This is a genomic window from Methylorubrum aminovorans, from assembly GCF_022179725.1.
GTDB classification, from domain to species: domain Bacteria; phylum Pseudomonadota; class Alphaproteobacteria; order Rhizobiales; family Beijerinckiaceae; genus Methylobacterium; species Methylobacterium aminovorans.
Map to the genome: position 1 here is coordinate 21134 of NZ_BPRC01000010.1, position 24996 is coordinate 46129.

Sequence of the window (24996 nt, forward strand, 5' to 3'; positions counted from 1 at the left end):
GGCCCTTTCGTCTTCAGTCGGTGGTGGAAAGCGGCTTAGCCGCTGATGCGGGTCGCGAGGCGCGGGTCGATGGCCTTGAAGCCGTACAGAACATCCAGACGCCAGTTCGAGACGTCGTTGGTGCCGTCGTAGTACGGGATCACGCGAACCGAGATACCCTTGTAGTTCGCCGAGCCGACGTCGACCGCGCCCGGGGGCTTCTCCATCGGGACCATGCACAGGGCGAACGCGTTCTTGTGGAAGGCGAGGCTCTGCGAATAGTTCATGTTGGCGACGCCCATGAAGGACAGAGCCGCGCCGGTGGCCGGGGCCGCCGAGACGGTCTGGAACGCGCCCGAGACGATGATCTGGGGCGAGATGGTCAGGGTGGCAGCGCCGGTGCCGTCGGTGTTGGCGTCGGCGGTGACGACGAACTGCTGCAGGTAGGGCAGGGACTTCTTCGTCACCGGGTTGACTGCGAACACGCCCGCGATCGTGAACACGTCGCCGGCCCGATAGGCGCCAGTGACCGACGCTGAGGCGCCGTTGATGTTCAGGGTCTGGGTGTAGGTGTTCATCACCGCGCCATCGTAGACGACGGCCTGACCGTTGCCGTTCACGACCGGGGCACCGCCGCGGGCGCCGGTCGTGAGGGTCGGCACATTCTGCGACTTGAAGGTCTCGAAGTCGCCGATGCGACCGAGCTTCGCCATGCGGTAGGCGTCCTTGGCCGCGTCCTGCATGTAGAGGCCGGTCTGGGTGCCGAGGAGCGCCCACTGGTCGGCCGGAGACAGGACCGCGGAGCGTGCGTCACCGGGGACCGCCATCTCGTCCATGCGCTGACCACCGGCGCCGAGCTTGGCGAAGGTGTTGATGACGTTCCCGGGGGTGCCGACCCAGTTGTAGACGCTGGAGTAGAGCGACATCAGGTCGGTATCGATCGCGTTCACGATCTGGACGAGGGCCGGCTTGATCACGCGCTCGGACAGCTCGCCGATTTTCAGCGTGAGGTCGGACGACGTGAAGTTGAAGTCGACGCCGACCTGCTGATCGACGGTGATCGCGGTGGTGCCTTCCTTCACGTCCTGCGTCTGGGCCTGCGCGCCGCGACGCGCCTTGAACTGCGCCGGCTTGCGGATGGAGACGGTGGCGCCCGGCTTGTAGCCGTTGACCTTCTTCTCGTAGTCCTCCTCGTGAGCGCGGTGCACCTGGTTGGCCATCACGAGCGCGTTGTCGAGGATAACACAGGCTTCCTTGGCGACGATCGCCGGGGTGATGATGCTGTTGGGCATAGTTCGACGGTCCCGATGGTGGGGCGCAGTCCGATCGGATCAGCGCTGTGGGGTGGAGGTCAGCCGTTCTTCGCGCGCCACGCCGCGTATTCAGCCATCGACATCTTCGACGGATCAGCGGACGGGGCGGCGGCGCCGGACACCTGACGGGCCGGGGCGGGGGCTGACGTTGCGGTCTTGGATTTCGCCAGGGTCAGGCGTGCTTCGAGCTTGCCGACGGTCTTGGCCGCCTCGCGCTCGCTCATCCCGTTGAGCTTGGTGAGCACATCGGGGTTCTTGGCGAGGTAGTAGGCGAGCAGGCCGCCCTTCTCGCTCTCGATCACCAGTTCGGTGACGTGGGGCTTCACCTCGCGCCCCTTGGCCTCGTTGAGCGCCTTGTCGAAATCCGGGATTTTGCCCCGGGTGTCGTCGAGACGATCCTGGAAGGCCTCGAGTGCGGCCTCGCGCTGGGCGACCTGCGTGGCGCTCTGGCGACGGGAGGCATCGGCCGCCCGGTCGTCGAAGCGCTGCTCGGCGAGTGCCTTGCGGATGCGGTGCTCCGCCTTGGCATCCTCGAAGGCCGCCCAATCCTTGAAGTCGTCCTCTTTCGGGGCCGGGCCGATCTCCTTCTCGATGGCGGCAGCGCGATCCTCGCCGGCAGCCGGAGCCGCGCTGCGAGCCGATGCGAGCTCGTCTTCGAGCCGGGCAATCCGGTCCTGCATCCGCTGGATGCCGGAACGCTTCTTCGGGCGCTCCTCGCCGCCTTCGCCCTCGCCCTCGACCTTCGCAGGCTCCGGCTTCGGCTCGGCAGCGGATTCGCCCCCTTCTTCCCCTGGCGTGGCGGCGCCCGTCTCGATCTCGGCCGGCTGGCCTTCGATCGGTTCGGCCGTCGCGTCCGAGGTCTCGCCACCTGCCGCCAGCGTTTCCACCGGCGCGCCCAGCACGATCAGATCCTCGTCCATGTGTCGTTGGTCCATGAAAAAACCCGCCGCGCTGAAAGCGGGCGGGTTCGGTGCATCCTCGCGGCCTGGCAGCGGGTCCGCCGGCCTGCGGGATCGGAGAGGGCGCAATTCGCCCCACGGTGGGGCGCGCCGATCAGAATGGTGGGATTGCCGCTGACGGGCCCGTGCCCGCACGTCTCGCGACGGATAGTCCTTGAGGCCGTTTCGCCTCAGGGGTCAAGAGGATTCGCGCTACTGCGTCGGGTCAGCAGCCCAGAGGTTCACCTTCACGCCCGAGGCGGGGGCGCCCAACACGTCGAAGCTGAGAAGCGCCGACAGGGACAGCAGCACCGCCGGCAGGACGCGCGAGCGCTGCGCCTTCACCGTCACCGCCGCGTGCGTGTCCGTGCCGGCTGCGGCGTCGCTGGTGAAGGAGCGGGCCACGATCTGGACCACCACGGGCGAGCCGAGGTCCTCGACCATGTACGTGATCGGCGGCAGCTTACCGGCCGGGCAGACGATGGGCCGCGCGAAGGTCCACAGGTACGTGCCATCGGCCTGCGTCGTCACCACCGTGCGCTGGACGCGCGCCGCATGGGTGTGGTCGGCCCGAGCGAACTCAGCCGAGGTGCCCTGCTTGCCGTCGAGAGCCGTCGCGGGTGGCATCTCCTTCGACGGCGCCGGGATGCCGGCGTTGGCGATCGCAGCGGCAACCTCCCCCGCCGACATGCCGGTGCAGTAGCCGGGCATCGTCAGAACCCTCCGCCGACGGTGATCTCGACGTCCGGCGCGCCACCCTCGCCCAGGACGGCGACGAAGCGCTCCGTCTGCTGGATGGTGCGGATCTCGACCGCGCCGGCCGGCAGCGCCATCGAGGCCACCGTCGGCAGGTCCATCGCCGCCTTGTTGCCGAACTCGACGCGCGCCGGGACCGTGCCGCGGTTCCAGAGGCGCACTTGCGTCCCAGAGCCATGCGGCAGGTTCGGAGGCATCACCGCGGAGCCCGCGACGGTGTTCGCGTTCAGCCGGAGCGTGCTGAACGGTGTGGGGCGGAACGGCTGGATCATGCGGGCTGGCCCATCATCTCGGGCGCGGGCTGACCGAGCGCGCCGGGGTCAAAAGAAAAGGCGCCCGGAGGCGCCTCGTTGAAGTCCGTGGGAAGCGCCATGAGCGGCGGCTCCGGTTCGGCGGGCGGTGCCGGCGGCGGAGGTTCCACGACCGACATCTCCTCCAGGATCATTGAAACCACTTCGGAGAGCTGCGCGACGGCGGCGCCGATGGCGTCGAGGCGAGGGTCGGCATGCGTGGCGCCGGGCTGTGCTGCACCCATCTGCGCCTCGGCGAGGAGGCGATCCGCTTCGGCCTGGATCTTCGCCATGTCGGTGCGCAGCTTCTCGCGCTCGACCTCCAGCTTCTCCATGTCCACCTGCAGGCGACCGGCTTCGAGTTGCTGCTGGCGCTCCTGTGCCTGCATGGCGGCCTGCTGCTCCGGTGAGGGCGGCATCGGCGGCGGCGGTGTTTCGCCGCTCTCCTGCGCCTCGAGGGCCTGGATCTGGGGCGGCAGCATGGTCCGGATCCGCTTGGCGACCTTGTCCGCCATCGGCCAATCCTGCGCCTTGGCCAAGATGTCGAGCACGAGCGGGGCCGACTGCGGCGCGGCCTGGATGAAGGCGTTGATCCCGTCGGAGGCCGCCTGCTGCTTCGTGCTGTAGCTCGCGCCCATCTCGAACGAGACATCGTAGGCGCCGACCGTCACGTCGTTCTTGATAGTCTGAGACACGCCATCGACCGCGAGGCCCTGCGGCTGGTTCAGCTTCACCAGATCGACCTTGCCGTCCTCGCCCACGATCCGGAGCGTGCGCGCCGTGTCGTAGACGTGCGGCACCATCGAGTTGATGATCGCGCCCGTGTGCCGGATCGAGCGGTTGAAGTTCTCGATGTAGACGAAGGAGCCGACGTCGCCCTCGCGCTGGCGGGCAAGGATCGCCTTGCCGCTCGACTCGTTCGAGGGCGCGCCGAGGCTGGCGTCGTAGATGCCGGTGACGCCCTTGATGTCCTCGGCCGCCTCGCGGCTCAGTTCGGCGAGGCCGGACGAGGCGACCGGCGGCGGCACGCGCTGCGGCATCGCCGTCGGCGCCTTCGGGTCGGCGTTGAACGGCAGGAACGCGTGGTTCTCGCTGTTGGCCGTCGCCCAGACGTCCTCATAGCCCTTGAACTGCGCCTCGGTGCCGACGAACGGCGCCTTGGGCTGGAGCGCGACGACCTCCGTCTGAGTCGAGCGGGAATAGTTGTAGGCGCGCTGCGCGTCCTTCGCCTTCCGCACGACGCCACGCCGGGTCCGCTTCTTGCCGATGACCTGCTCGACGCCGAACACCGGCACCACCGGGATGAAACGGCCGGGGATCAGCACGGGCCCTTCGAGCACATCGCGGGCGTTGATGAGGTAACGCTCGACCTTGTGCCCGTCGCGGGTCTCGATCCGAGCCTGCCCCTGCGCGGCCAGCGCCTCCGCCTCGGCCACATCTTCGGGGTCGGCATTCGTCAGGTCCCGGACCTCGCCGTCCGGCATCATGGCGAGGCGCTTCTTCACCGGGGTCTTCACGTAGTACTCGGCGAGCCGCACCACGTCGGGCGTCGACCAGTCCGAGGCGCCCGTGAACGAGGCGTCCCCGCCGCCGATCTCCTCGCAGGGGTGATCCGGATATTCCTCCTCGTAAGCCGCGCGATCCTTGTCGACTGGGATGAAGCAGAACCTCGCGTCCTCGCGCGTCTTCTTCACCGCGTCGGGGTCCCAGCGGACGCCGATACCGTCGGGAATCGGCGCGACCGCGATCTCCTGCTCGAAGGTGGAGTCGGAGCCGTATTCGGTGATGACCTTCCAGTGCCCGACGCCGGCCGGCACCTGCTGATCGGCCGCCGCGAAGTAGATCGCCGCGGCGTCGGAGCGGTTCTCGACATACCGGATGATGCCGGCGATCACCTCGGCGGTGTCCTTGTCGCCGCGGTCATCGATCGCCACGACCTTGATGGCCGGGCGCATCTGGCGAATGTCGCCCGTGATCTGGGCGACCGTGGTGCCGAGGTGGTCGAACTCCAGGCAGGGCCGGCCCGCGCTCTCGCGCAACTGCCGGATCTGGGTCTCCCACTGCCCGCCGGGCTCGAGGAATTCGAGATCCTCGTAAGCGCGCTCGCGGTTCTCCCGGTCAGCGGCATCGGCGCGCGCCCACCGCTTCATTGCGGTGGCATGGACCTTCGCGAGGTCGGGCTTCTTCGGGTTGGCTGCTGCCTCGTCCTCGGGCTCAGCCTCGGACGCGAACGGCTTGCGCAGCCGCTTGGACAGCATGTCGGTAAAACGGCCCATCGTGTCAGGCACCCATCCAGCCGCCGCGGCGACGGCCGCTCGCGCTGCCGATCTTGAGCGGGGCCGTCGGCTCCTGGAGCGCAACCGCGAGGTAGCGGAAGGCGTCGGCGCCGTGGCTGGCCCAATCGTGCAGCGGGTTCTTCGAGAATTGTCCGGTGTTCGCGTCCACGTCGTACCGGTAGTTCCGCAGGCATTGCAGCCCGTCGGCACAGGCATCAGCGTCGAACCAGCAGCGCGAGAACAGCGTGCGGGCCGCGTTGATGCCCTCGGCGACGCCGAGCTTCGGCGTGATGCGGACCTTGAAGCCCGCCGCCTCCATCTGCTGCGCGATCGTGCGCTCGGAGCCGAGCAGCTCGTTGGTCGCGTCGTGCGGCAGCCAGTGGTCGCCGTGGACGTACGGGCGGCCCTGGAGATGCTTCAGGTAGTGCCCGAGCGCGTGTCCGCGGTTCTGGTAATAGTCGATGACCCGGAACTCGAAGCCGACGACCTGGGCGAACCAGATCGCGGTCATGTCGGCCCGGCCGAGATCCCAGAACGTGTGCACCGGCTTGGTGCCGTCGTATGGCACGCGGGTGAAGCGGTTGGCCTCCGTCGCGGCCATGATCTCGTTGGCGTAGATCGCGCCGTCGAGCACCACCTTGCAGTGACCATCCCAGACCGTGAGGTAGGCCGCCGGATCGCGCGCCTTCAGGTCGAGCGCTTCCTGCTTCAGGACGTCCGGGAACCAGGGATTGTCCTGCCAACCGATCTTGACGACCTTGGCGCCGGTCGGCGGGGTCTTCACGAACCGCTTATAGGTCTCGTCTTCCTCCAGCTCCGGGTTGAAGCTGATCCAGATCTCGGACCCTTCCTTGCGGATGGTCGGGATCAGCACGTCCCAAGAGGATTTCGAGACAGTGCGGGCCTCCTCAACCCAGCAGACGTCGATGCCCTCGGTCGATTTCACCGAGGCGACGTTGTGCCGGAGCCCCTTGAAGATGAACTCGGTCCCGTTGGCGCCGAGGATGCGCTTCTCCTGGATCTCGTAGAGGCCGGAGAGGCCGAGAAGGTCGATCTGCTGGCTGAGCAGCGCGTGGGCCGACTCGGCGATCGAATTCTGGAACTCGCGGGCGCAGAGCACGCGGATCGGACGCTGGGCGCCGATGATCAGCAGGGCGCGGGCGAAGCCCCACGACTTCGCGCCGCCGCGGCCGCCATAGGCGATCTTGTAGCGGGCTGGCTCGAATAGGACCTGAAGCTTCTCCGGGAACTCAACCTGCATCGGGGAGTGCCGTCGGCTTCAGGAACGTGACAGTCAGGCTCGTCGGGATCGCGCTCCCGCCCGGGCCGCTGTGCTCGACCTTGTCCTTCCACATGCCGAGATGACGACCGAGAAGCTCGACCGCCTTGTCCTGCGATCGGAGCTTCATCTCCATGCCGTCCTTGGTGACCTTGACGCCGCTGTAGAGGCGGCGGGCCCGAGCGCTGGCGCGACCGGTGTCCTTGAACAGAGGGCGGCCGACACCGTCGCCGAAGCATTCTGGGCATTCCGGGTTCGGCTCACGGGCCGCGTGGTAGCCTTCGCCGCCCTCCGGATCGAAGAGCGTCGTCGGCTCGCCTTTGCGGATCGCCTCCTCGTTCTTCTTCGCGTGCGCGGCCTCGGCACGCACAAGCTCGCCTCGGGTGCGCTGGTAGCGGAAGCCCTCGCCCCAGCAGTACCGGCAGCAGCCGACACGGTGCTCGACCAGGTCGTTCACGTCGCCGAGCGCGACGTCGACCAACTCGCGCAGGACCTCGTCGGCGGTGATCTGAACCCGCTTGGAGCGCTCGGCCATCGCAGCCGTGATCGCATCGGCGATGTCAGGTTTTGTCAGGTTCTCGCAGCCGATCGCGCGAGCGGTCTCCTCGCTGTAGCCGGCACGGATCGCGGCCTGCGTCGCGTTCAGGTCGACGAGGTATTCCTCGACGAAGCGGGCCTGCTTATCCGTCAGCGACACAGGTCAGCCCTTCCGCCGCTCGCAGACGATCTTGTGCCGCTCACCCGGCGCGAGGCCGAGATGCGTTGCCAGGACCTCGCCGACCTTGAGGCAGTCGAAGGGGCCGGCGGGCTGCACCAGCATGTCGGTCGCGTTCTCACGCGAGCAGGCGGGCGCCTCGACGCCGACCGGGCAGGAGAGAGCGACCGCGAGGAAGCCGTCGGCGGCGAGCGCCGGACGCGGGGCCGCGAGCAGCACGGCCAGCGGCACCACGCCGAAGAGGAGCCACGCGCGGTCGAACCGCGGCGGGCGGGGATCAGCGGTGCGGGTCATCGCTCGTCCCTCGGGTGGATGAAGCCGATCGGGCCGATGCGGTCCCGGCGCATCAGCGGCGCACCGGCGGCGTCGAGGAGCCCGCTGTCCTGCCACTCGCCCGCAGGCTCGAAGACGGTCATGTCGCGGACGACGGCCATGTCGTCGAACTGGTCGAGCACGATGTCCGCACGCGGCCGGCGTGTCGCGGGGATGGCGCGGTACTCACGCATCAGTGCACCGTGCGCGAAAGCGGGAACACGAAGGCCGGCGATGGGCGGGCCGGGCGGCGTCCGACGGCAGCCGCCGCGACGCCGGCCAGGACGAGGAGGGCGACGAGGCGGGGCATCAGTGCTTGAAGCCTTCCGCGAACGCCATGAGGACGAGGATGCCGCCGACAGCGACGACAACCAAGGCGACCACGCCGGCGACGGCACCGACGGCAGCAGCAATCGAAACGGCCATGGGAGCTACCTCTCTCTGCTGGAAGGATCAGCGACCGCAGCCGTTGCTGAGCACGCGACCGGCGCGGATCACGCGCGGTGCATTGGCGGTGGGCTCGACCGGCGCGGGCGCCAGGAGGCGGCGCAGAAGGGTGATGTACTTCACAGCCGAATCCTCGTGAGAACGTCGCGGGCGACCTCCGCCAGGACGGCGCTGGCTTCGTCGCGGGGCGTGGTGTCGAGCAGGGCGACCGGCTCCGGCAGCGGGCGGAGGATGCCGTTGCGGCGGAGGTGCGCGCCGTAGGCCGAGGCCGCGGGGTCGATGCGGCCGAGGCGGACCGCCTCGTCGTAGGAGGAGGCGGGGCGGGCGGTCATAGGAACTTGCGTCCGGCGTGATCGTCGAAGGCGCGGGCGCGCCGGTCGTATTTCTGCAGCGTCGTCACCGCGGTGTGCCGGGTGACGTGCATGACCTTCAGGACGTCGGCCCCCGCCGCGAGCGCCGAGGTGACGAAGCCGGCGCGCAGCGAGTGGCCCGAGAACAGCGAGGCATCGAGCCCGGCCGCCCCGACATGGCGCTTCACGATGTCCGCGACCGAGCGGTCGGTGAGCCTGTCGGCGCCGACGCGCCCGCCCTTGTTGATGGGGCGGAAGACCGGGCCGGCGGTGATCTTCGCCGCCGCGAGCCACGCATCGAGCGCGTCGCAAGGCTTCAGCTTCCCGCCGCGCGGAACCGCGATCTCCTGGCCTTGGCCATCCTGGTCCGTCTTCGAGCGGCGGACGTGGACAATGATGCCGTCCGGCACACGCTCCAGGTCGGCGACGTCGAGCGCCACCAGCTCGGAGCGCCGGAGCGCCGCGGCGAAGCCGAGCAACAGGAGCGCCCGGTCCCGCGCGCCGGACAGGTCGTCCGGGATCTTGCGCAGCGCCTTCTTCAGGGTCTCGGCCGTGACCGGCGCCTTGCGGGTCTGGCGGGTGCCGAGCGTCCGGCGGACGCCGCGCTGCGTGGCCTTCACCGCCTCCGAGGCGGTCGGGACATCGAAGCCGCCCGCCCGGTGCACCGCGGCGATCGCGGCGATGTGCAGGTTGATGGTCGCCGGCTTCCGGCCGGTGTCCGCGAGGTGGGCGACGTAGGCCGCCACCGCCGTCGGCTCGGCCGGCACCGGGCTGGCGCCGACGCTCCGGCACCAGGTGACGAACATCCCGAAGGCGGAGGCGTAGGCCTTGCGGGTCCGATCCGACCGCGCCTCCGCCGCGTAGGCTTTGGCCCGGTCGAGCGACACGACCTCCGCCGGTGCGGCGGGCACCGGCAGGAGGTTCATGGCTTTTGATCCGGTTTTGATTTCGAGGCCAAATCCGCCGGAAAATCAAAGCCGGCCGGCAACTTGGTTTCTTGACCGGGTTTTGATCCGGAGGCCGAAATAGCTTCCGACAACAAAACTTAGCGGAAGCGATCCGCCTCACTCTAAAGCCCGTTTTCGAGTGCTTTCGAGTGGCGGATCAGCCCGCCTTTCGAGCCCGCGGCATCCGCAGTTCGACGCTGAACGACCGCCCGCCGAAGGTGCGCCGGCCGGTGCCGAAGGACAGCATCTCGGGGACACCGATCTCGCGGCGGAGCTTCCGCACAAGCGCCCGGACCCGCTTGCAGTGCGCGTCCTTCGCCTCGAGGTAATCGGCTTGGTCGGTGAAGCGCCGACGGCAGAAGGCCTCGGCCGCCTGCTCGATCGCCGTGAGTGTGGCGTGCGCGCTCATCTGGGGCCGATCATGGCACAACGGTCCGCCCGCGTCTGCCGGAGCAACGCTTAAGCCGGTGGGCGGTTCGCGATGTGATGGAGGGGAGCAGACAGCAAAACGCTCGGCGGCGGTGAGGCCCCGGGCGCGCGTCTCGCGACAATAATCAGATGCAGGGTTTCGCCCGACGGGTCAAGCCTGCGTCAAGGGTGACAACCCTTAAACCTTCGGTAGGATCAGGCTGAGAATCGGGGGAATCATTGTGAGCCAGGAAAACGAAACCGCAAAAGGGAAACTCTGTTTTGTGGTGGGGCCGATAGGGAGCTCTGGGTCGGAAGTACGCAAGCATTCAGACATGGTGCTACATGCTATAATCAAGGAAGTTATTGACTCACTAGACCTCAGTTACGAGGTTCGCCGCGCCGATGACGATGTAAGACCTGGAATGATCGGCGACCGCATTATACACGACATTATAAATTCAGATTTGGTCATTGCTGACCTAACCGGCTTAAACCCAAACGTTTTTTATGAGCTGGGGATAAGGCATGCTGTTGGGCGGCCTACTATTCATATTGCGAAGATTGGAACGGTACTTCCTTTCGACAACTCTGGGCATGACACTCTTTTTGTTGACGTTACGGATTGGCAAGATATTGTCAGAACACGCGGTCGGCTTTCCGCGTCAATCCGAGCCATAAATGATCCGAATTATCGAGTAAGTAATCCAATAACTCAATCCAATGCGTCATATGCACTGAAAAGCAGCGAAGATCCCAGGGATATTGTTTTAGCTGAAGTAAATGATCGCCTCAGTGCGCTAGAGACAAAGCAGTTGGCGGGACCATGGAAACAGCGCGGAAGAAGAACCCATGTAAACTCGGACCGATTGATCGACGAGTTTATTGAAATGTTTATGTCTCGCATAAAAAATGTAGAGGCAGAAAATGAAAAAGTGTCTCTTGCTTTCAACTATGGCGAGCTGCTTGGTCTAGATATAGCCAACGTTAGGATCAAGGGGGACAAGTTGCAGTTTAACGCATCTGGAAGGCTGATCTCGATCGCGCTCGATGGAACAGAAGCGTCAATACTGTTCGACGACGATGGAACGGCGTCGGTTCGAATGGAAAGAAGATAAGCTGTCGCGGGCTGCGGGATCACTTCGTTCTATGGCAGCACGGTGTTCCGCGTCGCCCTGATGTGCTGCCCGTCGGCTCCGGTCGCGGTGTGCAGGTGCTCCGCGACCTCGTTCAGCAGCCACCGGAACCGCTCACCGATCCGGGCCGCTCCGCGCTCGCCACCACCGACGGTGCAGGCGGCATAGGTGCCGAAGGTGTGGCCCTCGACGAGGATGGCGCGGAGGAGACGGAGGCCGACCCGCCCGACAATATGCTCGATCTTGAGATCAAGCTGCGCCACAGCCCGAGCCCGGAAGGTCTCGCGCAGCATCCCCATTTCGCGGGACGGGAGCGGGCCGTCGTCACCGCCGGAGGAGACCACAACGCCAAGCCGGGCAATGGATTCCATCCGACGATCGCCGTCCTTCCGTCCGCCCCAGGCATCCTGCAGCAGCCGGCCGATCGCGAACTCGACATCGGAGATCCGCTGCGGGCGGGCCGAGTGCTCCATCGTCAGCACGTCGAGCTGCCGATTGACCTGGACCTCGATGAACTCGCCGAGCGTGGTCGGATCGGTGACCAAGCGGCGCCCGAGCTTGATCGCGGCGTCACGCTCGATGTGCGGGTTCTTGCGGAGCAGGCTAGCCCGACGCCGCTCCAGGGCGGTTGCCGGCTTGCGGCGTGCGCGATCGTCGGCCGCTCGGCGCTGGATGCGGTCGAGCACCGCTACGCAGGCGGAACGGTCGGCGGCATCGGCCGCGTCGGCGGCTTGAGCGAGCTTGGCGCCGAGGGCGGCGCGCTCGGCCTTCGCGGCAGCACGCTCTTCCGCTTTCGCCTTGATCAAAGCGCGGCGATCGGAGGATGTGGGGCGGGCCCGCACGGTCGGAGAGGTGGAGGAAGACGAAGCGGCGACGGACACGAGCCAGACCCCGGAAGGAGCGCGACCGTTCTGGGCGCTCGGTGAAATCATGGGTCGATTGTCCGTTTCCTCACTGTCAAGAAGAATATTCCTATGGGATGACTGCGCTGTCGTCGCATCACCGCGTTGGCAAGCCAAGCAAACCAGTGACTATGCCGATATAGAATCCGACGATAGTACGCATCATGTTGTCGGCGAATTTCAGCTTCTCCGTGTCCTTCGTCATGCAGTACAAACCGATACAAAATAGGAAAAATACGGTTATAGCTCCAATGATTGTAATCATGACGGTTGGGCGCAAAGCATCAATTGTCCAATCGGGCACTGGTTGTGCCGGGACGCCTAGTGAAGACGATTGAGCAAATGCGGAGCTTATGATGCCGAAATCCCATTCGGCCTTTTTTTCTGTTTTTGCGCCAATTGCTTGCTTAGCAACTGCCAATGCAACAGCACTCGAAAGCGCGGCAGATTTGTTTCTCGCCTCAAGTTCGTTAACGGCAGCGGATAGTTTGGGACTTATTGTCACAACGCCAGTGGGTCCGCCTGCACTAAACTCTTCTCTTATCATTGAAATAAGTTCCAGTGATCTATTTGCATCCTGTTGGAGGCCAGAAAGATTTGTAACCACCAATTCGAGCGCTTGAACGTTGAACAGGTATTGTCTTTCTTGGGCGGCGGACGACCGCGATGTCTCAAGTTGATAAAATGATATAGTTACCGACATAAAAGCCGTAAAAAGTGCGGCGATAAATCCGAAATTCGACACGAGCTGCAACAGCCTCTCTCTTGGGCTCATGCGTGAGAGCTCTTGTATCTTGTTTTCTGATACTGACATTTTATTTTCAACCATAACTGATTATCTCTATGCTTGAGGGCGCCATTAGTCGATAGTTGTACGAGTATGGCAGCGGACTATATGATTATTGCGCTCAAATGTGCGCCGCTAGCTATCTGAGTAGCGGCCCACTGCATTCTTTGCCGCTGCGATGTTCTCGCAGGCCTTGATCCGGCGCCGGTCGAACGTGGCACGGGACCATCGCGTGCGCCGGCAGAACTCGGCGATCGATCCGCCTACCTCGCCGTTGGTGGCCACGGAGCGGGCCCAGAGAAGCACGACCTGCCGGTCCTCGCTCTTGTCGCCGAGCACGGTGCCGGAGAAGGCGACGATATCGAAGGTCGCGTCCGGCACGTCGCCGGCCGCCGCCTGGAGAGTGTTGCCGCGCGGGGCATAGATCGGGGTGAGCGGCATGGCCCGGAAGGCAGCCTTTAGCCAGCGCTCGACGTCCGCGCGGGTCCATGGTTCGGCGGAGCGTCTGGGCGGGTCAGGTCCTTCCGGGGGAGCGAGCATCAGGCTCCGGGTAGGCCCCTCACTCCGCCGCTTGTTTCCGAGCGCGCCCACCAAGACGGCCGAGACCAAGGTCCTTGGCAAGCGCCGACCGTCGCTCCGAGTAGCTAGGGGCCGTCATCGGGTAATCGGAGGACAGGCCGTAACGAGCGCGATAGCTGTAGGCGTCGAGCCCGTGCAGACCGAGATGCCGCTTCAGCGTCTTGTAGGGCTTGCCGTCGATGAAGCTGATCAGCGCGTCGGGCGTGATCGACTTCTTGATCGCCGCGGCTGTCGGCTTTTCGACCTTTGGCTCGGCAGCAGCAGCGGGCGCGACTGTTCCGCTCAGGCCGGCGAGAGCGGCGTGTACTTCCCCGATCAGCACCGGCAAGTCCTTGGCTGGAAGGACGTTGTTGCTGACGAAAGCCATCACAATTTCGGCCGCGAGTTTGGCCTGAGCATAAGTGGCTTCGCTGGTGTCGTTACTCACGATGTACTCCTCATGGTGAAGTCGGCGGAATAGAGCCTGATGGCGCCCGCGTCACGCACACCCACAGCGAAAGCCAGCCGGCGCGGCGCTTCTGCTCCACGCGGCCGGCCGCCTCGCAGTCCTGCATCGTCGGGAACGACTCGGCCGCGATCGAATGGTCGGCGCTCGGCGTGGCGCCGGACAGGAACAGGATCAGGACGACGGACACGGGCGGGCTCAAAACGGAATGTCGTCGCTGTCGTCGGCGCGCGGGATGCGCGTGCCGGGCGGGCAGGGAGCGTTGCGCAGGCTGAAGCGGTCGAACCTGCGGACGCGGACCGCCTCGGTTGCCTCCAGCACTACGAAGGTCGTTCCGGGGCTGACTTCGGCGAGGCGCTCGGCTTCGCGCAGCGCGGAATGCTCCGTATTGTGAAGGACTGTCGGCCCGCGCGTGCCCAGCCCGTAGACCATCCAGAACGGCTTCAACTCGGTGATGTCGCGCATCGCTCTCCTCACTTCCCGAACTGCCAGATCGGCACGCTGTCGGCGGGGTTGGTCAGGCCGCGGAAGGTCTGAATCGACCCGCGGCGTTCGAGGGTGATTTCGCGCTCGCACATCGCGACCACGCGGCGAGGGAAGACGGTCACCAGGGCGCCGGTGCTGTCGGCCCGGACCGCGGCGGCGAGGCGATGCACGCCGAAGATCTGCTCTGTACCCCAGCCGAGATCCGCGGCCGGCTCGCCCCACTCGTCGAGGAAGTCGAGCATCGCCTTGCGGACGTGGAACCAGACGCCCTCGCGCCCGCCCGCACCGGCCTCGCGCCAGATCATGCCGGGGCAGGGGATGCAGTCCTCCGGCAGGCTGAGCACGCCGGCCCGCCAGGAGGCGACTAGGCGGGCGAATTCGGTGAGGGCGAGGGCGGCGCTCATGCGGCCGCCTTCCCGCTCCGATCACGCCGCGCCGGCAGACCGTTCGCGTAGACCGCCCGCTCCCGCTCCACCGCGAGCCGCGCCTCCTCAATGACGTCGGCCGCAGTGGTGCAGGTCGGGTGGCCGGGGCGCATGTCGTCGGGCCAGCCCTGACGCCACTCGTCGCGGAAATGGGCCGTCGCCTTGGCTAACCGATTCCGGCGGTCGAGCTCCGGATCGACAGGGGGCTTGGCGACAGTGCGCGCCGTCGGCGCCGCCTTGGCCTCGGCTTCGAGCCGGTCCTTCGCGGCGCCGCGGACCCAGCCGACGAGCTGCGACCACTGCCGGGGGCGGAAGTCGGGCTTGGCCATAGCCGCGGCGATCCCGGCCTCGACGTCGGCGAGGGTGCAGCCCTCGTCCAGCAGCCGAGCGAGCGACTGCGTGTCGTGGGCGAACAGCACCGGCTCCTGGCCAACGAGGGTTCGGATCCAGGCAGCGAACTGTGCCGTGTCGGTGATCATGGGTCGGCTAGGCGGCGCCTCGCGTGCGCTCGCACGCGTAGCGGCCTCTCCCTGTCCCTGTCCCTTATATTCCCTTTCGGGATTGCTCCCGGCATGCTCTGGCAATGCTCCCGGCATGCGGTCGCACTGCTTCTGCATCCGGTCGGATGAGCGTGCGCTCTTCTTCGGCGCCGGGTCGGTCGGTTCGGTCGGCTCGGGCTGGTCAGTCTTGCTCCACCGAGCCTGCGCGGCCGCTTTCGCCTGCTCCGCTCGCGAGGCGGCTCGACTCGTGAATTCGGCCTTTTTCTCCCAGGCCTCGATCGCCTTCTCGGCGACGACAGGATGATAGAGGCGCCCGTCCGAACACTCGATCCAGCCGTAGAGCGCCCCTTCGGCCACCCTGTCCCACTCGGCTACGACACGGCCATAACCGGCGAACTTCGAGAGTTGCTTTGGGTCGTTCGGCAGCGAGCCTGCAGGCACCTGGTGCCAGGACGCGCACCACAGCAGGATCGCAGCACGGAACTCGTCGCCGGAGATCTCGTCAACGATCGCGGAATCACGCAGGCGCGCAACCTCCAGAGGCATGAAGGGGAAATCGCGCAGGTCGATGTGCGCGGGGACCAGGGGTTCCACGGTCATGACTGCTGCCAATTCCGGATCGCGTTGAGGGAAGGATCGACCCACGCGCGAACGACTTGGTTGGCGCCGCCTGCGCGGTTCTTGTCGATGATGATTTCGAGGACGTGCTTGACCCGCTCGTGCTCGTCTTGGGCGGCCGGATCCGCGTCGCGGAAGGCTTGACTCCGCTCGATGTAGTAGGCCGGCCGGTACAGGAAGATCACCGCGTCCGAGTTCTCCTCGAAGGCGCCGGCGCCGCGGATATCGGAGAGCTGCGGACGCTTGTCCTCGCGCCCTTCGGTGCCGCGGTTGCACTGCGCCAAGAGGAAGACGGGGCAGTCGAGATGCTTCGCCAGCGCCAGTGCGCCGTCGGCGACTTCCTTCAGCCCCTCGTCCTCGCGCCGGAACGCCCGGCTCGGCTTCACGATGTGTGCGTGGTCGATGACGATGCAGCCAAGCGGCACGCCCTTGCGAGCGTAGTGGTTCGCGAGACGGTCGGAGGCGGCGGCGATCTCTCCGATGGTGCGCTTACCGCCATCCTCGACGCGGAACGGCATCTGGCGCTGCTCGTGCACAACGCCGGCCACCATCTCCGCCTGCTTCGGCGTGAGGCCGCCGCGACGCATGATCTGGCCGTAGGGGAGATGGATGCCCCTCCGCTCCAGCTCGCTCGACGCGAGGCGCGCGGCCACCTGCTGATGGCTCATCTCCAGCGAGTGGTAGATCGACGCCCGGCCCTGATCCGCGATCGCGCCGGCCGCCTCGATCCCGAAGATGCTCTTACCCATTGCGGTGCGGCCCGCGATCGTCAGCATCGTCGAGGGCTGCGGCCCGCCGCCGATCTCCCGGTCGAACAGCTCAATGCCGGTGGTCGCAAGCACCGGGGCCGTTCCCTGCAATTCTGCCGTGATGCGCTCCATGAGCGCATCGCTGGCTTCGGCAAAGCTGTAGGAGGTGGACTTCCGGGTGACGAACGACGCCCGGATCTCATCGATGCGCCCATAGATCGCCTGAAGCGCGACGCTCGGCACGAAGCTGGCGGCCTCGCGTACATCTGCCGTCGCGATCGCCAACTCGCGGAGCTGCCAGAACTGCTGGACGACGCGAGCGTACTCCTCGGCCGATCCGGGCGTGCACGCCTCTTTGGCGATGCTGGCAAGGTACTGAAGCACGTTCAGCCCGCCGAGATCGGTCTGGAGCAACTTCGGCCCGATTACGCTCTTCACGCGCATCAGGTTCGGTGTCTCCCCGGCATCGGCGAGCGCGAGCATCGTCCGCCAGATCGTGGCGTGCGTCTCCTGCGCGAAGTGCTCGGGCGCGACGAGGTGCTGGACGAGGGGCAGGATGTGCGGTTGCGTCAGCACGCCGCCGATCAACGCCGCCTCGGTGTCGAAGCTGGCTTTCGGAAGGTCGAGTAGGGTGGACCGCGCCGGGAAGGAGACGATCTCGCCGAAGCCGGTCGGATCAACGTGCTCGTTCATACGGCCAGCGCTTCCCGGCGCGCGGGCTCGGGGAAGGCGAGGGTGATGAAGGCGTCCCAGGCGCGAACGGCGGCAGCCATGTCGCGGAGGTGCCGCGTCTCGTCTGCCCGCGCCTTAGCCTTCGTGTAGGCGAGAAAGGCTTCGCTGGCCCTGGCCTCGCGCTCGGCCTGAAGGTCGATCACCGACATGGCAGATACTCCGCAGCCGCCGCGAGGAGGGGGCCGGGCTCCGGCACCGCAGCGAAGCGGCGGCGATCATCCGTCCGGCTCAGCGCGCGGCGGCATCCAGGGGGAATCCAGAAGGGAGGCAGGGACGCACGACCCCGAACCCAAACGAACCATGCGTAGGCGGTGGCGGTGGAGGCGTCGGGGTCCCAACGCCCCTTCGTCATCGGCACACGCTCGACGAAGGGCGCGAACAGCGTCGGCGGCTGATCACGGAAGAGGGTCTCGTAGCGCTCCACGCCCTCGATCCAGGCCGTGCGCAGCAGCATCGCCACCACCGGCGCCAGCGTCAGGGCTCGTCGCACGAAGGCGGCAGCCGGGCGGAAGGGCGGGTTGCTGATGTTGAACTCGGGGTGCGGCCTGTCTGGCGGCGAACCGATCACGGTGCGCTCGTCGAGGAAGTCCTCGACGCGGTAGCCGCGGCCGTAGTCGAAGATGTCGGAGCCCCAGCCGCCGCCGCCGAAATACTCCAGCAGCACCTCGAACATGTGGCCCTCGCCGCAGGCCGGGTCCCAGCAGGCGGAGAAATCCATGTCCTGCATCAGGCCGAGATGAGGGAGGACGTGCTCGCACAGCGCGCGCGTCGCCCAAGGCGGCGTCGGGAAGAACTCGAGGCTGTCCGGAGGCTCCCGGCGCGAGGCCATCACGGCGGTGTGTCCGGAGGGGATCATGCCCGGCCCCCGATCTGGGTGCGCCGAATCGCCGGGGTGAGCGTGAACCCGCGCTCCAGGCGCGGCGCCCGCTCGGTGCCGTCGGCATGGAAGGTGCGCTCGCAGGCGAGCATCCGCTCGGCCGTATCGAGTGCGCTGAGGTAGGAGCCGCGGAAGATCTCGCGACCGCCGTTGCGGAGGATCCAGAGCATCAGAACTCCTCCACCTCCCAGCCGCCACCCTTGCTCTTCGGCAGGGCGCGGATTGCCACGAAGCGGAACGGGAAGAGGCTGGCCGCGACCTTGATCTTTACGCGCGCGTCGTCGGACCAGTGGCCTTTGACCTCGTGCATCTCGATCGCGCCGTCGGCGCGCATCACGGCGAAGTCGGGCGAGTAGAACGTGTTGTCGGCGAGCCGGAGCTTCACCGCCTCGAACATGAACCACGCGACCGTGCCGACGCGGCGCAGGCCTTCGAGGTGGCCGCTGTAGGCCGTCTCGGTCTTGTTCATCGCCCCGGCCTTGAGGCGACCGAGCGCGAGCACGGACGCCCCCGGACCGACCCGGCGGGATGGAACGGGGGCGTTCATGGTCAGGCGGCCTCCGTCTCGCAGATGTGCCGGCGATTGCGGCCGCGCGGGGAGGATGACTCGGGCTGGCCCTCGTCCTCGTCGGCACCGAGATCCATGCGGCGCTGATCGGGATCGGGCCGGGCTGCGCGGCGCTCGCCGAAGAACTCGCCCGGCTCGGCCAGAACGAGGACGGCCGCGCCGGCCCCGTGCTCGCTGATCTTGGTCGCGTTCGACTGGCTGAAGGCGGCGCCGACGGTCAGCTCGATCGAGCCGTCGCCCCACTTGCCCTTGCTGCTGACCCGCACGTCGATCGCCGGGAAGCCCTGATTCGCGACAATGTCGACGCTCCCGCGCACGACGTGCTGCGCCGTGCGGTCGATCGCCTCAATGATGTCGCGCTGCCGGGTCTCGGACAGGAGCGAGAACGGCTTTTCCAGATCTCGGATATGGGTGAGCAGTGCATCGCGCACGTCACCGCGCAGGGTATCGGCCGCTAGCTCGCGCTCTTCTTGCGCGAAGGTGGAATTTGTGGCTTCCATTGCTCTCTCCAAAGCACGGGCACAGCGCCCGATCTCATTGACCGCCCGGTTCCCCGCTTCGCGGATGGGGAGCCGGGCGGTTCGCGTTTCAGGGGTGGTAGCGACCGGGCGGCAGGCGCTCGCCGTTCGCCGGGCGCGTGGGATCGCCGTCGAGGGGCGCACGCCGCGGAACGCGGGGCTCCTCGATGACCGGCAGGTCAGTGTTCCGGAGCGGCGTCTCCGCCGGGCAGGCCGGGCGACCGGTCCGCATCGCGCTGTGCGACGCGATCAGAAAGCCGATCGGGTCGTCCCCGGCGCCGACGTCCGGCGCGATCTCAAGCAGATAGCCGACGACCCGCATCTCGTCGGCGCGGTACGGATCGACGTCGAGGTTGCGAGCCGCAGCCATCGTCAGGCGACCCGGCCGAGATCGTCGTGGGCGCGGTCGCCGAGCGCTTCCTCGTGCAGGCGTTCGCGGAGCAGGTAGCCCTCGAAGGCCCAGATCTTCTCGCGAGCGTTCTTCCGCGCGATCTCGCGGCCGATCACCTCGTCGAAGTTCTCGACGCTGGCCGAGGCGCTCTCACCGGTGACAGTGAAGCCGTTGCGCAGGGTGAGCGCGCAGACCGTCAGCGTCGTGCCGGGAAAGCGATGGTACTGCGCATCGACGATACAGGCGTCGATTAGGTCAGGCGTTAGGCGCCGGGCGTTGAGGCCCTTCGCCTGTAGTGTTTCTTCCAGCTTAGACTCGTCGGTCGACATGCGCTCTCCTCTCGCTCAGCAGCTACGGCCGCGGCTCCATCGCCCCGAACAGGGGCAGATCGGTCAGTTCGGGGGCAGCCGTCCGCCGCGGCGTGGATGCTGCGGGCGTGAAGCTTCGGCCCCTACGGCGGATCATGTCCTCGGCGAGCGAGCGTTCTCGGCTGGCGGTGTCCGACGCGTGCGTGCTCGCCCGGACCGCTCCCTGCGCGAGTGCGTGCCATTCGTCAGCGAAGATCCGGCGGCCGGGGCGGTAGCGCATCCGCCAGAGCAGCGTGTTCGGGACGCCGAACGTCTCTCCGGGCTCGGTCACTCGGACGCCGGACGAGCGGATGATGATGTCCGCGAGCTGCCGGGCCTCCTCGACAGTAAAGTGCCCCTCCGGCTCCTCCGCACGAGGCGAGAACCCGTTCGCGATCAGCCCCGAGGAGAGAACACGGGAGATGAGATCGCGGACGACATCAGAGTCGCGGAACCACTCGCCTGAGATCCGATAATCGGCGAGCGCGTTGTGCACCTGCCGCTCCTGCGAGCGGTCGCCGGGCACATCCCCTATGAGGCTCAGGCTTCTCGGATTGGCGACACCAAGCCCAGCAAGCCGCCGGTGGACATCCGCCGAGACACCGATCTTGATGGAGCCGAAGCCGTCGTCGGCAAAGTAGAGGCGCAAGGTCATTAGCGCCCCCGATCCATCTGGAACAACGGAAGGTCGGTCAGTTCACCCGCGGCCTTCTTGCGGAGGCGAGGCGCTGCAGCAGGCGGCGCGACAGGTGCCGAAGTGGTCGCGACTCGCTCACCGAGCGGAGCCGCTTCCGAAGCCCGAGCCACAGCCGATCCGCTCGCTCGCGCAGCCACCGTCCGATCGCCGCTAAGAGCCGCATCGAGTTCCCTCCGAAGTTCTTGGTTCTCCGCCGCGAGGGCGTCGGCCGCGTTCTCGACCCGAGCGCAGAGCCGCTCGTAGGCGGCGCGGATGTTCAGCGCGTCGTGCAGGCCAACCGTCACGTCCGGGGCGCGACCGAGCACCTTCCGGATCCAGGTCGGCGAGCGCCCTAGCTTCGAGCCGAGGGACTCGTAGGCGCGCATCCGCGAGCCGAGCGTCTGCTCTTTCACAGCGATGATCGAAGCGAGATCTGGACGGATCTGCTCCAATGCTTGGTCGGCCGTCATCATTGCGCGGCCACTCCCCAACTTTGACCGCATTCGGTCAGCCCTCCGTGCTTCAAGAAGATCGAAGCAACGGAGCGCGTTAGATGCGGGAGGTGAGAGGAAGACGCAGGTACACAGGCAGCAGCGCGACGGCCGACAGCTTGGCGGCGGAGGCAGGCGCGCGAGTAGAAATGGCCCGAGAAAAGGGCCGCCCCCGTGGGGACGGGAGCGGCCAAGTCCTTGGGAGGAACGCCCACGAAGGGCGCGTCAGTCGCGGGGCGACGGACATCGAGCGCGCCGCGGGAACGGCGCGAATGGGGGACGGGTCCGCCGACGTCCGAAACAGTGACGACGGACCCGACCGGCCGGTTCATTCCGGCGCGGTTCGAAAGGGGAGCGCGGCGGGGACCGGGGGGCATCGGCGCACCCACCGCGCACGGGAGGCCGAAGCCGCCCGATCTGGAAAGGGGGAGGGGACCGCTCATGGCAGCCACCCGGCGAGCCAGCACAAGCCGGCTGCAGCCGCATCGACCACGCCGACAGCGAGCGCCGAGGGCGAGCCGTGCAGCGCAGCGCGAGCGAAGCCGACGACAGCGAGGGCGCCGAAGATGAGGGCGAGCGCGACCATGTCAGGCGCTCCCCGCAACCGGCAGCAGCCAGAGCGCCAGGACCCCACGCGGCGTCGCGAGATGCCACCCTTCGACATAAGGACAACCGCAGACGGCGATGCCGGCGACCAGCATGGAGCCGTCGTCTTTGAACCGGACGCGGACCCGCACGCGGTGGACTCGGCGGGACGGGGATCGTGCCGCGCCTGGACAGGTCGGCGAGGCAGCATCGACGTCGAGGGGGAGGGCGCGCATCAGGCGGCGACCTCCGGCGCGGGCGTCTTTGCGGGACGGGCGACGTCCGACGGCCACGAGGCGTCATGCTCGGGCGGCCAGTTGTCGGAGAGCCACTGCAGGGCCTTCTCGTACCGGGTGACCTGGATGTCGGCCCCGGCCTCGAGCGCACCGAGCTTCTTCGAGTCGCCGAAAAGCCTCCACGAGAGCGTGGTGGTTTCGAGACCTGAGATCTCGCGGAATGCCGTCGTGACGGCGATGAAGCGGGCGATGGCGCTCATGACCGAACAATTCGGTCAATCTACCGGACTTGTCAACGGTCATATTACCGGATGAACAGCCGGACGCTTACGGTAAGGCTACCGGCCTATGGATATGCCCATGGTCCTTGCGCGCATTGAGGAGCGCCTGAAGGCGGTCGGACTGTCGGCCGATGCCGCGTCGCGGGCTGCCGGCACCCCCGACGCAATCCGCAATCTGCGCAGGGCTGTGAAGAATGGCGGCCGTCAGGGCGTCACGATGACGACGCTCGCCGCCCTTGCTCCGGTGCTCCAGACCACCGCCGGTTACCTGTTGGAGGGTGGCGAGTCGCCCGCAATGTTCGACGCCGTCAGCGACGGTCGCCGGCCGACCTCGATACCCGTAGTGGGGAAGCTTGCGGCCGGCGTATTCCGCGAAGTGATCGAGCACGACGACGGCGATCAGGAGTTCATCTTCGATGAGCCCGACCCGGAGTTTCCGAGCGCCCGCCAGGTGGCCTTCACCGTAGAGGGCGAGTCGCTCAACGATCTGAAGCCGCGGCCCATTCTCGACGGCGACAAGCTGATCTGTGTCGATTTCGACGACACCGGCCTTCCGCTGATCCAGGACATGATCGTCGTCGTGCAGCGGACCCGCGACGATGGCCGGACGCTGGAGTGGTCGGCCAAGCAGGTCGAGATCCACCCAGGCCGAACCGAGTTTCACCCGCGATCTACGAACAAGGCGCTGAAGCCGATCGTGGTGCCGGACGATCCCGACACCGATACCGGCGAACGCGTCGAGGTGATCGCCTTGGTACGGCGCACGTCCTACGCCCTGCCGAAGGCGCCGCCGCGCCGCCGCTGAAGCTCACCCATCACGCCCAGCCCCCTCGACCGGAGCCCAGCCGCCGGCGTAGGGGGCGCTTCTGTGGCCGTGCCAAAGGTTTCGCCTTCTTCCAGAGGGCGCACGCCAATGAGCGTTGAGACTGGATTGTCGCAAATTTCGCATGGATAGAACTGACTATTGAGCAAATTGCTTTCTAGCAATTCCTCAACATCTGCCGGCGCGTCCGCAAGATTTGGCGAGACCAACTCCCGGCACATTACTTGTCTGCAATTGGCACAGCGGAAGCGAAGCGCGAAACGAGCGCGGACGGTCGGGTGTTCTATGGACAAAACTCGCCTCCCTAAAAATCTGTTCCCGTTTTGTGCTAAATCCTAGGTCTGCGTCGAGTCCCATTTTCGCGTTTTCCCTGCCGGTCTCAGTCCTGTGGATAAGATCGGCCAGGCTACCGGATGAGGAACCGCCTGCGACCGATTTTTCCGGTCAAACTACCGGAAAACGGTTGACCCGGTAAAATGACCGGAATACAGTTAGCCCATCGCCGCTCAACGAGCCGATGGAGCCGCACGGTGCCCCAGCCCACCGATTACTGGATCGACCGCCTCGACGGCGCCTTCGCCGTCTTCTCTGCCTCGGGCATCGAGCTTGAGGGCATCGAGAGCCGCGGCGACGCGCAGAACCACATCCTCGACCTGATCGAGCGCGACCGCGTGGCGGCCCAGGAGGAGATCGCCTCCCTCGCCGACTTCGAGGCCCAGCACTTCGCCGAGGCCGCGTGATGGTCGCGTTCCTCGAAAGCCTCCCGGCGCTCCAGGCCCTTGCGGTCGTGGCCATCGGTCCCGGCGTCGCCGTGCTCGGCCTCGCCTTCTTCGTCTACGACGCGGGCCGGCTGGTCCGCCTCGCGATCACGGGGCGGCTGTGATGGCGACGCCGACCCATCCCGATCCCTGCGGCGCCCGGTGCGAGACGGCCGACGCGCTGCGCACCCTGCGCAACCTGCTTGAGGCCGCTGCGAATGAGGCCGCCCGCATCCGTGCCGGTGCGGCCCTCGGCAACGCCGACCGCTTCCATGTCAACGAGGCGGTGGATCTCGCCCACGAGGCCCAGGCGCTCGCCAGCATCCTCGGTGCCGTGCCCGCCGCGGCGACCGACGCCGATCCCTCCCTCACCACCGATTCCCGCGAGGCAGCATGAGCGCGCTCTCGAACTTCGTCTGGGTCGCCGTGCTCGCCCTGCCGCTGATCCTCATCGGCATTGCCGCGCACATGGCCGGCGCCGACCGGCGCGCCCGTTCCTCGCGCGGGGAGGGCCGCGGCCGTGGCTGATCGCACCCCGTACAGCCTCACCGTCGAGCGCACTGCCGATGGCCCGCGCCTCGTCGCGATTGGCCCCGACGGCGAGCGCGCCGCCGAGTTCGACATGGCCCGCGACGGCGCCCGCCTCCTCGCCCGCGAGCTGCTCGCCGCTTCCGGCGACGGCACGGAGCGCACCTTCACGCCGGAGGCCGCTCGTGGCTGATCGCATCCCCGAGCAGCAGGCATTCGCCGACCTGTTCCTGTCCCTCGGCGTCCGGCTCCCGCTGCGCGTCGGCGGACTTCTCGGCCGCGAGATCCGCGACGCCGACGGGCACACGTTCTTCATCGTCCTGCCGGCCGGCAGCCAGTCCGACGACCGCGCCCGCGCGCTCGCCATCGTCAGCGCGGTGAACATCGCCACCGGCACGCCCGACCACGAGGCCGGCCCGCTCCCGGTCCTGCGCCCACTCACCGCCGACGTGATCCGGGCAGCCGAGAACCCCTTTGACCCCGAGCACCTGATCGCCGTGGCGCGCGCCGCCCGGCGCAACCCTCGCGCCGACGCAGCGGAGTAAGAG

41 protein-coding genes are annotated in these 24996 nt (G+C 67.0%); 8 read left to right on the forward strand and 33 right to left on the reverse strand.

Annotation, left to right across the window (positions count from 1 at the left end; all coding sequences use genetic code 11):
• Positions 1-35: 35 nt before the first annotated feature.
• The 12 genes from MFF24_RS14875 to MFF24_RS14930 all read right to left on the reverse strand — a co-directional run bounded on the left by MFF24_RS14875 (position 36) and on the right by MFF24_RS14930 (position 10011).
• Positions 36-1271 (reverse strand): P22 phage major capsid protein family protein, encoded by a 1236-nt coding sequence (locus MFF24_RS14875; RefSeq protein ID WP_238225214.1) that lies wholly within the window; start codon positions 1269-1271, stop codon positions 36-38.
• A 59-nt stretch (positions 1272-1330) separates the two neighbouring features.
• Complete coding sequence (locus MFF24_RS14880) at positions 1331-2212, reverse strand: hypothetical protein (protein ID WP_238225216.1); 882 nt, start codon at positions 2210-2212, stop codon at positions 1331-1333.
• Between the two features lie 231 nt (positions 2213-2443).
• On the reverse strand, positions 2444-2941 hold the full coding sequence (locus MFF24_RS14885) for a hypothetical protein (RefSeq protein WP_238225218.1): 498 nt from the start codon (positions 2939-2941) through the stop codon (positions 2444-2446).
• 2 nt (positions 2942-2943) lie between these two features.
• Complete coding sequence (locus MFF24_RS14890; RefSeq protein WP_238225219.1) at positions 2944-3258, reverse strand: hypothetical protein; 315 nt, start codon at positions 3256-3258, stop codon at positions 2944-2946.
• Complete coding sequence (locus MFF24_RS14895) at positions 3255-5552, reverse strand: portal protein (RefSeq protein ID WP_238225221.1); 2298 nt, start codon at positions 5550-5552, stop codon at positions 3255-3257. The genes MFF24_RS14890 and MFF24_RS14895 overlap by 4 nt, the downstream gene beginning before the upstream one ends.
• A gap of 4 nt (positions 5553-5556) precedes the next feature.
• Positions 5557-6813: a PBSX family phage terminase large subunit gene (locus tag MFF24_RS14900; RefSeq protein ID WP_238225222.1), complete on the reverse strand. Its 1257-nt coding sequence runs from the start codon at positions 6811-6813 to the stop codon at positions 5557-5559.
• Entirely contained in the window at positions 6803-7528 is a 726-nt protein-coding gene (locus tag MFF24_RS14905; RefSeq protein ID WP_182567792.1) for a terminase small subunit, read from the reverse strand. The genes MFF24_RS14900 and MFF24_RS14905 overlap by 11 nt, the downstream gene beginning before the upstream one ends.
• Before the next feature lie 3 nt (positions 7529-7531).
• Positions 7532-7840, reverse strand: coding sequence for a hypothetical protein (locus MFF24_RS14910; protein ID WP_238225223.1), 309 nt, complete (start codon positions 7838-7840; stop codon positions 7532-7534).
• Entirely contained in the window at positions 7837-8052 is a 216-nt protein-coding gene (locus MFF24_RS14915; RefSeq protein ID WP_238225224.1) for a hypothetical protein, read from the reverse strand. Before MFF24_RS14915 ends, MFF24_RS14910 begins: the two co-directional genes overlap by 4 nt.
• A gap of 372 nt (positions 8053-8424) precedes the next feature.
• Positions 8425-8637 (reverse strand): hypothetical protein, encoded by a 213-nt coding sequence (locus MFF24_RS14920; protein ID WP_238225225.1) that lies wholly within the window; start codon positions 8635-8637, stop codon positions 8425-8427.
• On the reverse strand, positions 8634-9581 hold the full coding sequence (locus tag MFF24_RS14925) for a site-specific integrase (RefSeq protein ID WP_238225226.1): 948 nt from the start codon (positions 9579-9581) through the stop codon (positions 8634-8636). The genes MFF24_RS14920 and MFF24_RS14925 overlap by 4 nt, the downstream gene beginning before the upstream one ends.
• A gap of 178 nt (positions 9582-9759) precedes the next feature.
• Positions 9760-10011, reverse strand: a complete 252-nt coding sequence (locus MFF24_RS14930; protein ID WP_238225227.1) for a hypothetical protein — start codon at positions 10009-10011, stop codon at positions 9760-9762.
• A gap of 241 nt (positions 10012-10252) precedes the next feature.
• Here MFF24_RS14930 and MFF24_RS14935 point away from each other — a divergent pair, with 241 nt between their 5' ends.
• Positions 10253-11128 carry a hypothetical protein gene (locus tag MFF24_RS14935; RefSeq protein ID WP_238225228.1) on the forward strand — a complete coding sequence of 292 codons (876 nt, stop codon included), beginning with the start codon at positions 10253-10255 and terminating at the stop codon, positions 11126-11128.
• A gap of 29 nt (positions 11129-11157) precedes the next feature.
• Here the strand turns inward: MFF24_RS14935 and MFF24_RS14940 are convergent, their stop codons facing one another.
• The 21 genes from MFF24_RS14940 to MFF24_RS15040 form a co-directional block, all read right to left on the reverse strand.
• A complete protein-coding gene (locus tag MFF24_RS14940) occupies positions 11158-11952 on the reverse strand; it encodes a hypothetical protein (RefSeq protein ID WP_238225230.1) in 795 nt (264 codons plus the stop codon).
• Positions 11953-12145: 193 nt separating this feature from the next.
• On the reverse strand, positions 12146-12877 hold the full coding sequence (locus MFF24_RS14945; protein WP_238225231.1) for a hypothetical protein: 732 nt from the start codon (positions 12875-12877) through the stop codon (positions 12146-12148).
• Between the two features lie 93 nt (positions 12878-12970).
• Complete coding sequence (locus MFF24_RS14950) at positions 12971-13276, reverse strand: hypothetical protein (protein ID WP_238225232.1); 306 nt, start codon at positions 13274-13276, stop codon at positions 12971-12973.
• 118 nt (positions 13277-13394) lie between these two features.
• Positions 13395-13841, reverse strand: a complete 447-nt coding sequence (locus MFF24_RS14955; RefSeq protein ID WP_283214510.1) for a Ros/MucR family transcriptional regulator — start codon at positions 13839-13841, stop codon at positions 13395-13397.
• A 10-nt stretch (positions 13842-13851) separates the two neighbouring features.
• Positions 13852-14049 carry a hypothetical protein gene (locus tag MFF24_RS14960; protein WP_238225233.1) on the reverse strand — a complete coding sequence of 66 codons (198 nt, stop codon included), beginning with the start codon at positions 14047-14049 and terminating at the stop codon, positions 13852-13854.
• An 8-nt stretch (positions 14050-14057) separates the two neighbouring features.
• The gene (locus MFF24_RS14965) at positions 14058-14324 is read right to left on the reverse strand and encodes a hypothetical protein (RefSeq protein ID WP_238225234.1); all 267 of its coding nucleotides are present in this window, start codon (positions 14322-14324) and stop codon (positions 14058-14060) included.
• A gap of 8 nt (positions 14325-14332) precedes the next feature.
• Positions 14333-14749, reverse strand: coding sequence for a hypothetical protein (locus MFF24_RS14970; RefSeq protein ID WP_238225235.1), 417 nt, complete (start codon positions 14747-14749; stop codon positions 14333-14335).
• Positions 14746-15870, reverse strand: coding sequence for a DUF1376 domain-containing protein (locus MFF24_RS14975; RefSeq protein WP_238225236.1), 1125 nt, complete (start codon positions 15868-15870; stop codon positions 14746-14748). The genes MFF24_RS14970 and MFF24_RS14975 overlap by 4 nt, the downstream gene beginning before the upstream one ends.
• Complete coding sequence (locus tag MFF24_RS14980; protein ID WP_238225237.1) at positions 15867-17330, reverse strand: replicative DNA helicase; 1464 nt, start codon at positions 17328-17330, stop codon at positions 15867-15869. Before MFF24_RS14980 ends, MFF24_RS14975 begins: the two co-directional genes overlap by 4 nt.
• A complete protein-coding gene (locus MFF24_RS14985; protein WP_238225238.1) occupies positions 17327-17518 on the reverse strand; it encodes a hypothetical protein in 192 nt (63 codons plus the stop codon). Before MFF24_RS14985 ends, MFF24_RS14980 begins: the two co-directional genes overlap by 4 nt.
• Positions 17509-18225 carry a hypothetical protein gene (locus tag MFF24_RS14990; protein WP_238225239.1) on the reverse strand — a complete coding sequence of 239 codons (717 nt, stop codon included), beginning with the start codon at positions 18223-18225 and terminating at the stop codon, positions 17509-17511. Before MFF24_RS14990 ends, MFF24_RS14985 begins: the two co-directional genes overlap by 10 nt.
• Positions 18222-18416 (reverse strand): hypothetical protein, encoded by a 195-nt coding sequence (locus MFF24_RS14995; RefSeq protein WP_238225240.1) that lies wholly within the window; start codon positions 18414-18416, stop codon positions 18222-18224. The genes MFF24_RS14990 and MFF24_RS14995 overlap by 4 nt, the downstream gene beginning before the upstream one ends.
• Positions 18416-18793, reverse strand: coding sequence for a DUF1064 domain-containing protein (locus MFF24_RS15000; protein ID WP_238225241.1), 378 nt, complete (start codon positions 18791-18793; stop codon positions 18416-18418). The genes MFF24_RS14995 and MFF24_RS15000 overlap by 1 nt, the downstream gene beginning before the upstream one ends.
• Before the next feature lie 2 nt (positions 18794-18795).
• Positions 18796-19314, reverse strand: coding sequence for a hypothetical protein (locus tag MFF24_RS15005; protein WP_238225243.1), 519 nt, complete (start codon positions 19312-19314; stop codon positions 18796-18798).
• 88 nt (positions 19315-19402) lie between these two features.
• On the reverse strand, positions 19403-19702 hold the full coding sequence (locus tag MFF24_RS15010; RefSeq protein ID WP_238225244.1) for a hypothetical protein: 300 nt from the start codon (positions 19700-19702) through the stop codon (positions 19403-19405).
• Positions 19703-19704: 2 nt separating this feature from the next.
• A complete protein-coding gene (locus MFF24_RS15015; RefSeq protein WP_238225245.1) occupies positions 19705-20052 on the reverse strand; it encodes a Gp49 family protein in 348 nt (115 codons plus the stop codon).
• Between the two features lie 22 nt (positions 20053-20074).
• Positions 20075-20725, reverse strand: a complete 651-nt coding sequence (locus tag MFF24_RS15020; RefSeq protein WP_238225246.1) for a GIY-YIG nuclease family protein — start codon at positions 20723-20725, stop codon at positions 20075-20077.
• Complete coding sequence (locus MFF24_RS15025) at positions 20725-21219, reverse strand: hypothetical protein (protein WP_238225247.1); 495 nt, start codon at positions 21217-21219, stop codon at positions 20725-20727. The genes MFF24_RS15020 and MFF24_RS15025 overlap by 1 nt, the downstream gene beginning before the upstream one ends.
• Positions 21220-21676: 457 nt before the next feature.
• Positions 21677-21823, reverse strand: a complete 147-nt coding sequence (locus MFF24_RS15030) for a hypothetical protein (protein WP_238225248.1) — start codon at positions 21821-21823, stop codon at positions 21677-21679.
• Between the two features lies 1 nt (position 21824).
• Complete coding sequence (locus MFF24_RS15035) at positions 21825-22058, reverse strand: hypothetical protein (protein ID WP_238225249.1); 234 nt, start codon at positions 22056-22058, stop codon at positions 21825-21827.
• Entirely contained in the window at positions 22058-22318 is a 261-nt protein-coding gene (locus tag MFF24_RS15040; RefSeq protein ID WP_238225251.1) for a hypothetical protein, read from the reverse strand. Before MFF24_RS15040 ends, MFF24_RS15035 begins: the two co-directional genes overlap by 1 nt.
• Positions 22319-22556: 238 nt before the next feature.
• Between MFF24_RS15040 and MFF24_RS15045 the strand changes: the two genes are divergently transcribed.
• The 7 genes from MFF24_RS15045 (at position 22557) to MFF24_RS15070 (ending at position 24993) form a co-directional block, all read left to right on the forward strand.
• A complete protein-coding gene (locus MFF24_RS15045) occupies positions 22557-23144 on the forward strand; it encodes a S24 family peptidase (RefSeq protein WP_238225253.1) in 588 nt (195 codons plus the stop codon).
• A 548-nt stretch (positions 23145-23692) separates the two neighbouring features.
• Positions 23693-23902, forward strand: a complete 210-nt coding sequence (locus MFF24_RS15050; protein ID WP_238225254.1) for a hypothetical protein — start codon at positions 23693-23695, stop codon at positions 23900-23902.
• Entirely contained in the window at positions 23899-24045 is a 147-nt protein-coding gene (locus tag MFF24_RS15055) for a hypothetical protein (protein WP_238225256.1), read from the forward strand. Before MFF24_RS15050 ends, MFF24_RS15055 begins: the two co-directional genes overlap by 4 nt.
• A complete protein-coding gene (locus MFF24_RS15060; RefSeq protein WP_238225258.1) occupies positions 24045-24317 on the forward strand; it encodes a hypothetical protein in 273 nt (90 codons plus the stop codon). The genes MFF24_RS15055 and MFF24_RS15060 overlap by 1 nt, the downstream gene beginning before the upstream one ends.
• Positions 24314-24448, forward strand: coding sequence for a hypothetical protein (locus tag MFF24_RS28850; protein WP_283214511.1), 135 nt, complete (start codon positions 24314-24316; stop codon positions 24446-24448). Before MFF24_RS15060 ends, MFF24_RS28850 begins: the two co-directional genes overlap by 4 nt.
• Positions 24441-24641 carry a hypothetical protein gene (locus MFF24_RS15065; RefSeq protein WP_238225260.1) on the forward strand — a complete coding sequence of 67 codons (201 nt, stop codon included), beginning with the start codon at positions 24441-24443 and terminating at the stop codon, positions 24639-24641. The genes MFF24_RS28850 and MFF24_RS15065 overlap by 8 nt, the downstream gene beginning before the upstream one ends.
• Positions 24634-24993, forward strand: a complete 360-nt coding sequence (locus MFF24_RS15070; protein WP_238225262.1) for a hypothetical protein — start codon at positions 24634-24636, stop codon at positions 24991-24993. The genes MFF24_RS15065 and MFF24_RS15070 overlap by 8 nt, the downstream gene beginning before the upstream one ends.
• Positions 24994-24996 lie beyond the last annotated feature (3 nt).

What these genes read in the sequence shown, in the direction of transcription:
- MFF24_RS14975 (WP_238225236.1), bottom strand. Translation starts at nt 15,870, where the DNA reads ATGACCGTGGAACCCCTGGTCCCCGCGCACATCGACCTGCGCGATTTC.
- MFF24_RS15035 (WP_238225249.1), bottom strand. Translation starts at nt 22,058, where the DNA reads ATGCGCGCCCTCCCCCTCGACGTCGATGCTGCCTCGCCGACCTGTCCA.
- MFF24_RS14895 (WP_238225221.1), bottom strand. Translation starts at nt 5,552, where the DNA reads ATGGGCCGTTTTACCGACATGCTGTCCAAGCGGCTGCGCAAGCCGTTC.
- MFF24_RS14930 (WP_238225227.1), bottom strand. Translation starts at nt 10,011, where the DNA reads ATGAGCGCGCACGCCACACTCACGGCGATCGAGCAGGCGGCCGAGGCC.
- MFF24_RS14965 (WP_238225234.1), bottom strand. Translation starts at nt 14,324, where the DNA reads ATGCGCGACATCACCGAGTTGAAGCCGTTCTGGATGGTCTACGGGCTG.
- MFF24_RS15030 (WP_238225248.1), bottom strand. Translation starts at nt 21,823, where the DNA reads ATGGTCGCGCTCGCCCTCATCTTCGGCGCCCTCGCTGTCGTCGGCTTC.
- MFF24_RS14980 (WP_238225237.1), bottom strand. Translation starts at nt 17,330, where the DNA reads ATGAACGAGCACGTTGATCCGACCGGCTTCGGCGAGATCGTCTCCTTC.
- MFF24_RS14970 (WP_238225235.1), bottom strand. Translation starts at nt 14,749, where the DNA reads ATGAGCGCCGCCCTCGCCCTCACCGAATTCGCCCGCCTAGTCGCCTCC.
- MFF24_RS15005 (WP_238225243.1), bottom strand. Translation starts at nt 19,314, where the DNA reads ATGGAAGCCACAAATTCCACCTTCGCGCAAGAAGAGCGCGAGCTAGCG.
- MFF24_RS15025 (WP_238225247.1), bottom strand. Translation starts at nt 21,219, where the DNA reads ATGATGACGGCCGACCAAGCATTGGAGCAGATCCGTCCAGATCTCGCT.
- MFF24_RS14995 (WP_238225240.1), bottom strand. Translation starts at nt 18,416, where the DNA reads ATGCTCTGGATCCTCCGCAACGGCGGTCGCGAGATCTTCCGCGGCTCC.
- MFF24_RS14910 (WP_238225223.1), bottom strand. Translation starts at nt 7,840, where the DNA reads ATGACCCGCACCGCTGATCCCCGCCCGCCGCGGTTCGACCGCGCGTGG.
- MFF24_RS14900 (WP_238225222.1), bottom strand. Translation starts at nt 6,813, where the DNA reads ATGCAGGTTGAGTTCCCGGAGAAGCTTCAGGTCCTATTCGAGCCAGCC.
- MFF24_RS15000 (WP_238225241.1), bottom strand. Translation starts at nt 18,793, where the DNA reads ATGAACGCCCCCGTTCCATCCCGCCGGGTCGGTCCGGGGGCGTCCGTG.
- MFF24_RS14880 (WP_238225216.1), bottom strand. Translation starts at nt 2,212, where the DNA reads ATGGACGAGGATCTGATCGTGCTGGGCGCGCCGGTGGAAACGCTGGCG.
- MFF24_RS15060 (WP_238225258.1), top strand. Translation starts at nt 24,045, where the DNA reads ATGGCGACGCCGACCCATCCCGATCCCTGCGGCGCCCGGTGCGAGACG.
- MFF24_RS15045 (WP_238225253.1), top strand. Translation starts at nt 22,557, where the DNA reads ATGACGACGCTCGCCGCCCTTGCTCCGGTGCTCCAGACCACCGCCGGT.
- MFF24_RS14945 (WP_238225231.1), bottom strand. Translation starts at nt 12,877, where the DNA reads ATGGTTGAAAATAAAATGTCAGTATCAGAAAACAAGATACAAGAGCTC.
- MFF24_RS14950 (WP_238225232.1), bottom strand. Translation starts at nt 13,276, where the DNA reads ATGCCGCTCACCCCGATCTATGCCCCGCGCGGCAACACTCTCCAGGCG.
- MFF24_RS15015 (WP_238225245.1), bottom strand. Translation starts at nt 20,052, where the DNA reads ATGTCGACCGACGAGTCTAAGCTGGAAGAAACACTACAGGCGAAGGGC.
- MFF24_RS28850 (WP_283214511.1), top strand. Translation starts at nt 24,314, where the DNA reads ATGAGCGCGCTCTCGAACTTCGTCTGGGTCGCCGTGCTCGCCCTGCCG.
- MFF24_RS14985 (WP_238225238.1), bottom strand. Translation starts at nt 17,518, where the DNA reads ATGTCGGTGATCGACCTTCAGGCCGAGCGCGAGGCCAGGGCCAGCGAA.
- MFF24_RS15010 (WP_238225244.1), bottom strand. Translation starts at nt 19,702, where the DNA reads ATGGCTGCGGCTCGCAACCTCGACGTCGATCCGTACCGCGCCGACGAG.
- MFF24_RS14990 (WP_238225239.1), bottom strand. Translation starts at nt 18,225, where the DNA reads ATGATCCCCTCCGGACACACCGCCGTGATGGCCTCGCGCCGGGAGCCT.
- MFF24_RS14920 (WP_238225225.1), bottom strand. Translation starts at nt 8,637, where the DNA reads ATGACCGCCCGCCCCGCCTCCTCCTACGACGAGGCGGTCCGCCTCGGC.
- MFF24_RS14885 (WP_238225218.1), bottom strand. Translation starts at nt 2,941, where the DNA reads ATGCCCGGCTACTGCACCGGCATGTCGGCGGGGGAGGTTGCCGCTGCG.
- MFF24_RS14915 (WP_238225224.1), bottom strand. Translation starts at nt 8,052, where the DNA reads ATGCGTGAGTACCGCGCCATCCCCGCGACACGCCGGCCGCGTGCGGAC.
- MFF24_RS14890 (WP_238225219.1), bottom strand. Translation starts at nt 3,258, where the DNA reads ATGATCCAGCCGTTCCGCCCCACACCGTTCAGCACGCTCCGGCTGAAC.
- MFF24_RS15040 (WP_238225251.1), bottom strand. Translation starts at nt 22,318, where the DNA reads ATGAGCGCCATCGCCCGCTTCATCGCCGTCACGACGGCATTCCGCGAG.
- MFF24_RS14875 (WP_238225214.1), bottom strand. Translation starts at nt 1,271, where the DNA reads ATGCCCAACAGCATCATCACCCCGGCGATCGTCGCCAAGGAAGCCTGT.
- MFF24_RS15020 (WP_238225246.1), bottom strand. Translation starts at nt 20,725, where the DNA reads ATGACCTTGCGCCTCTACTTTGCCGACGACGGCTTCGGCTCCATCAAG.
- MFF24_RS14925 (WP_238225226.1), bottom strand. Translation starts at nt 9,581, where the DNA reads ATGAACCTCCTGCCGGTGCCCGCCGCACCGGCGGAGGTCGTGTCGCTC.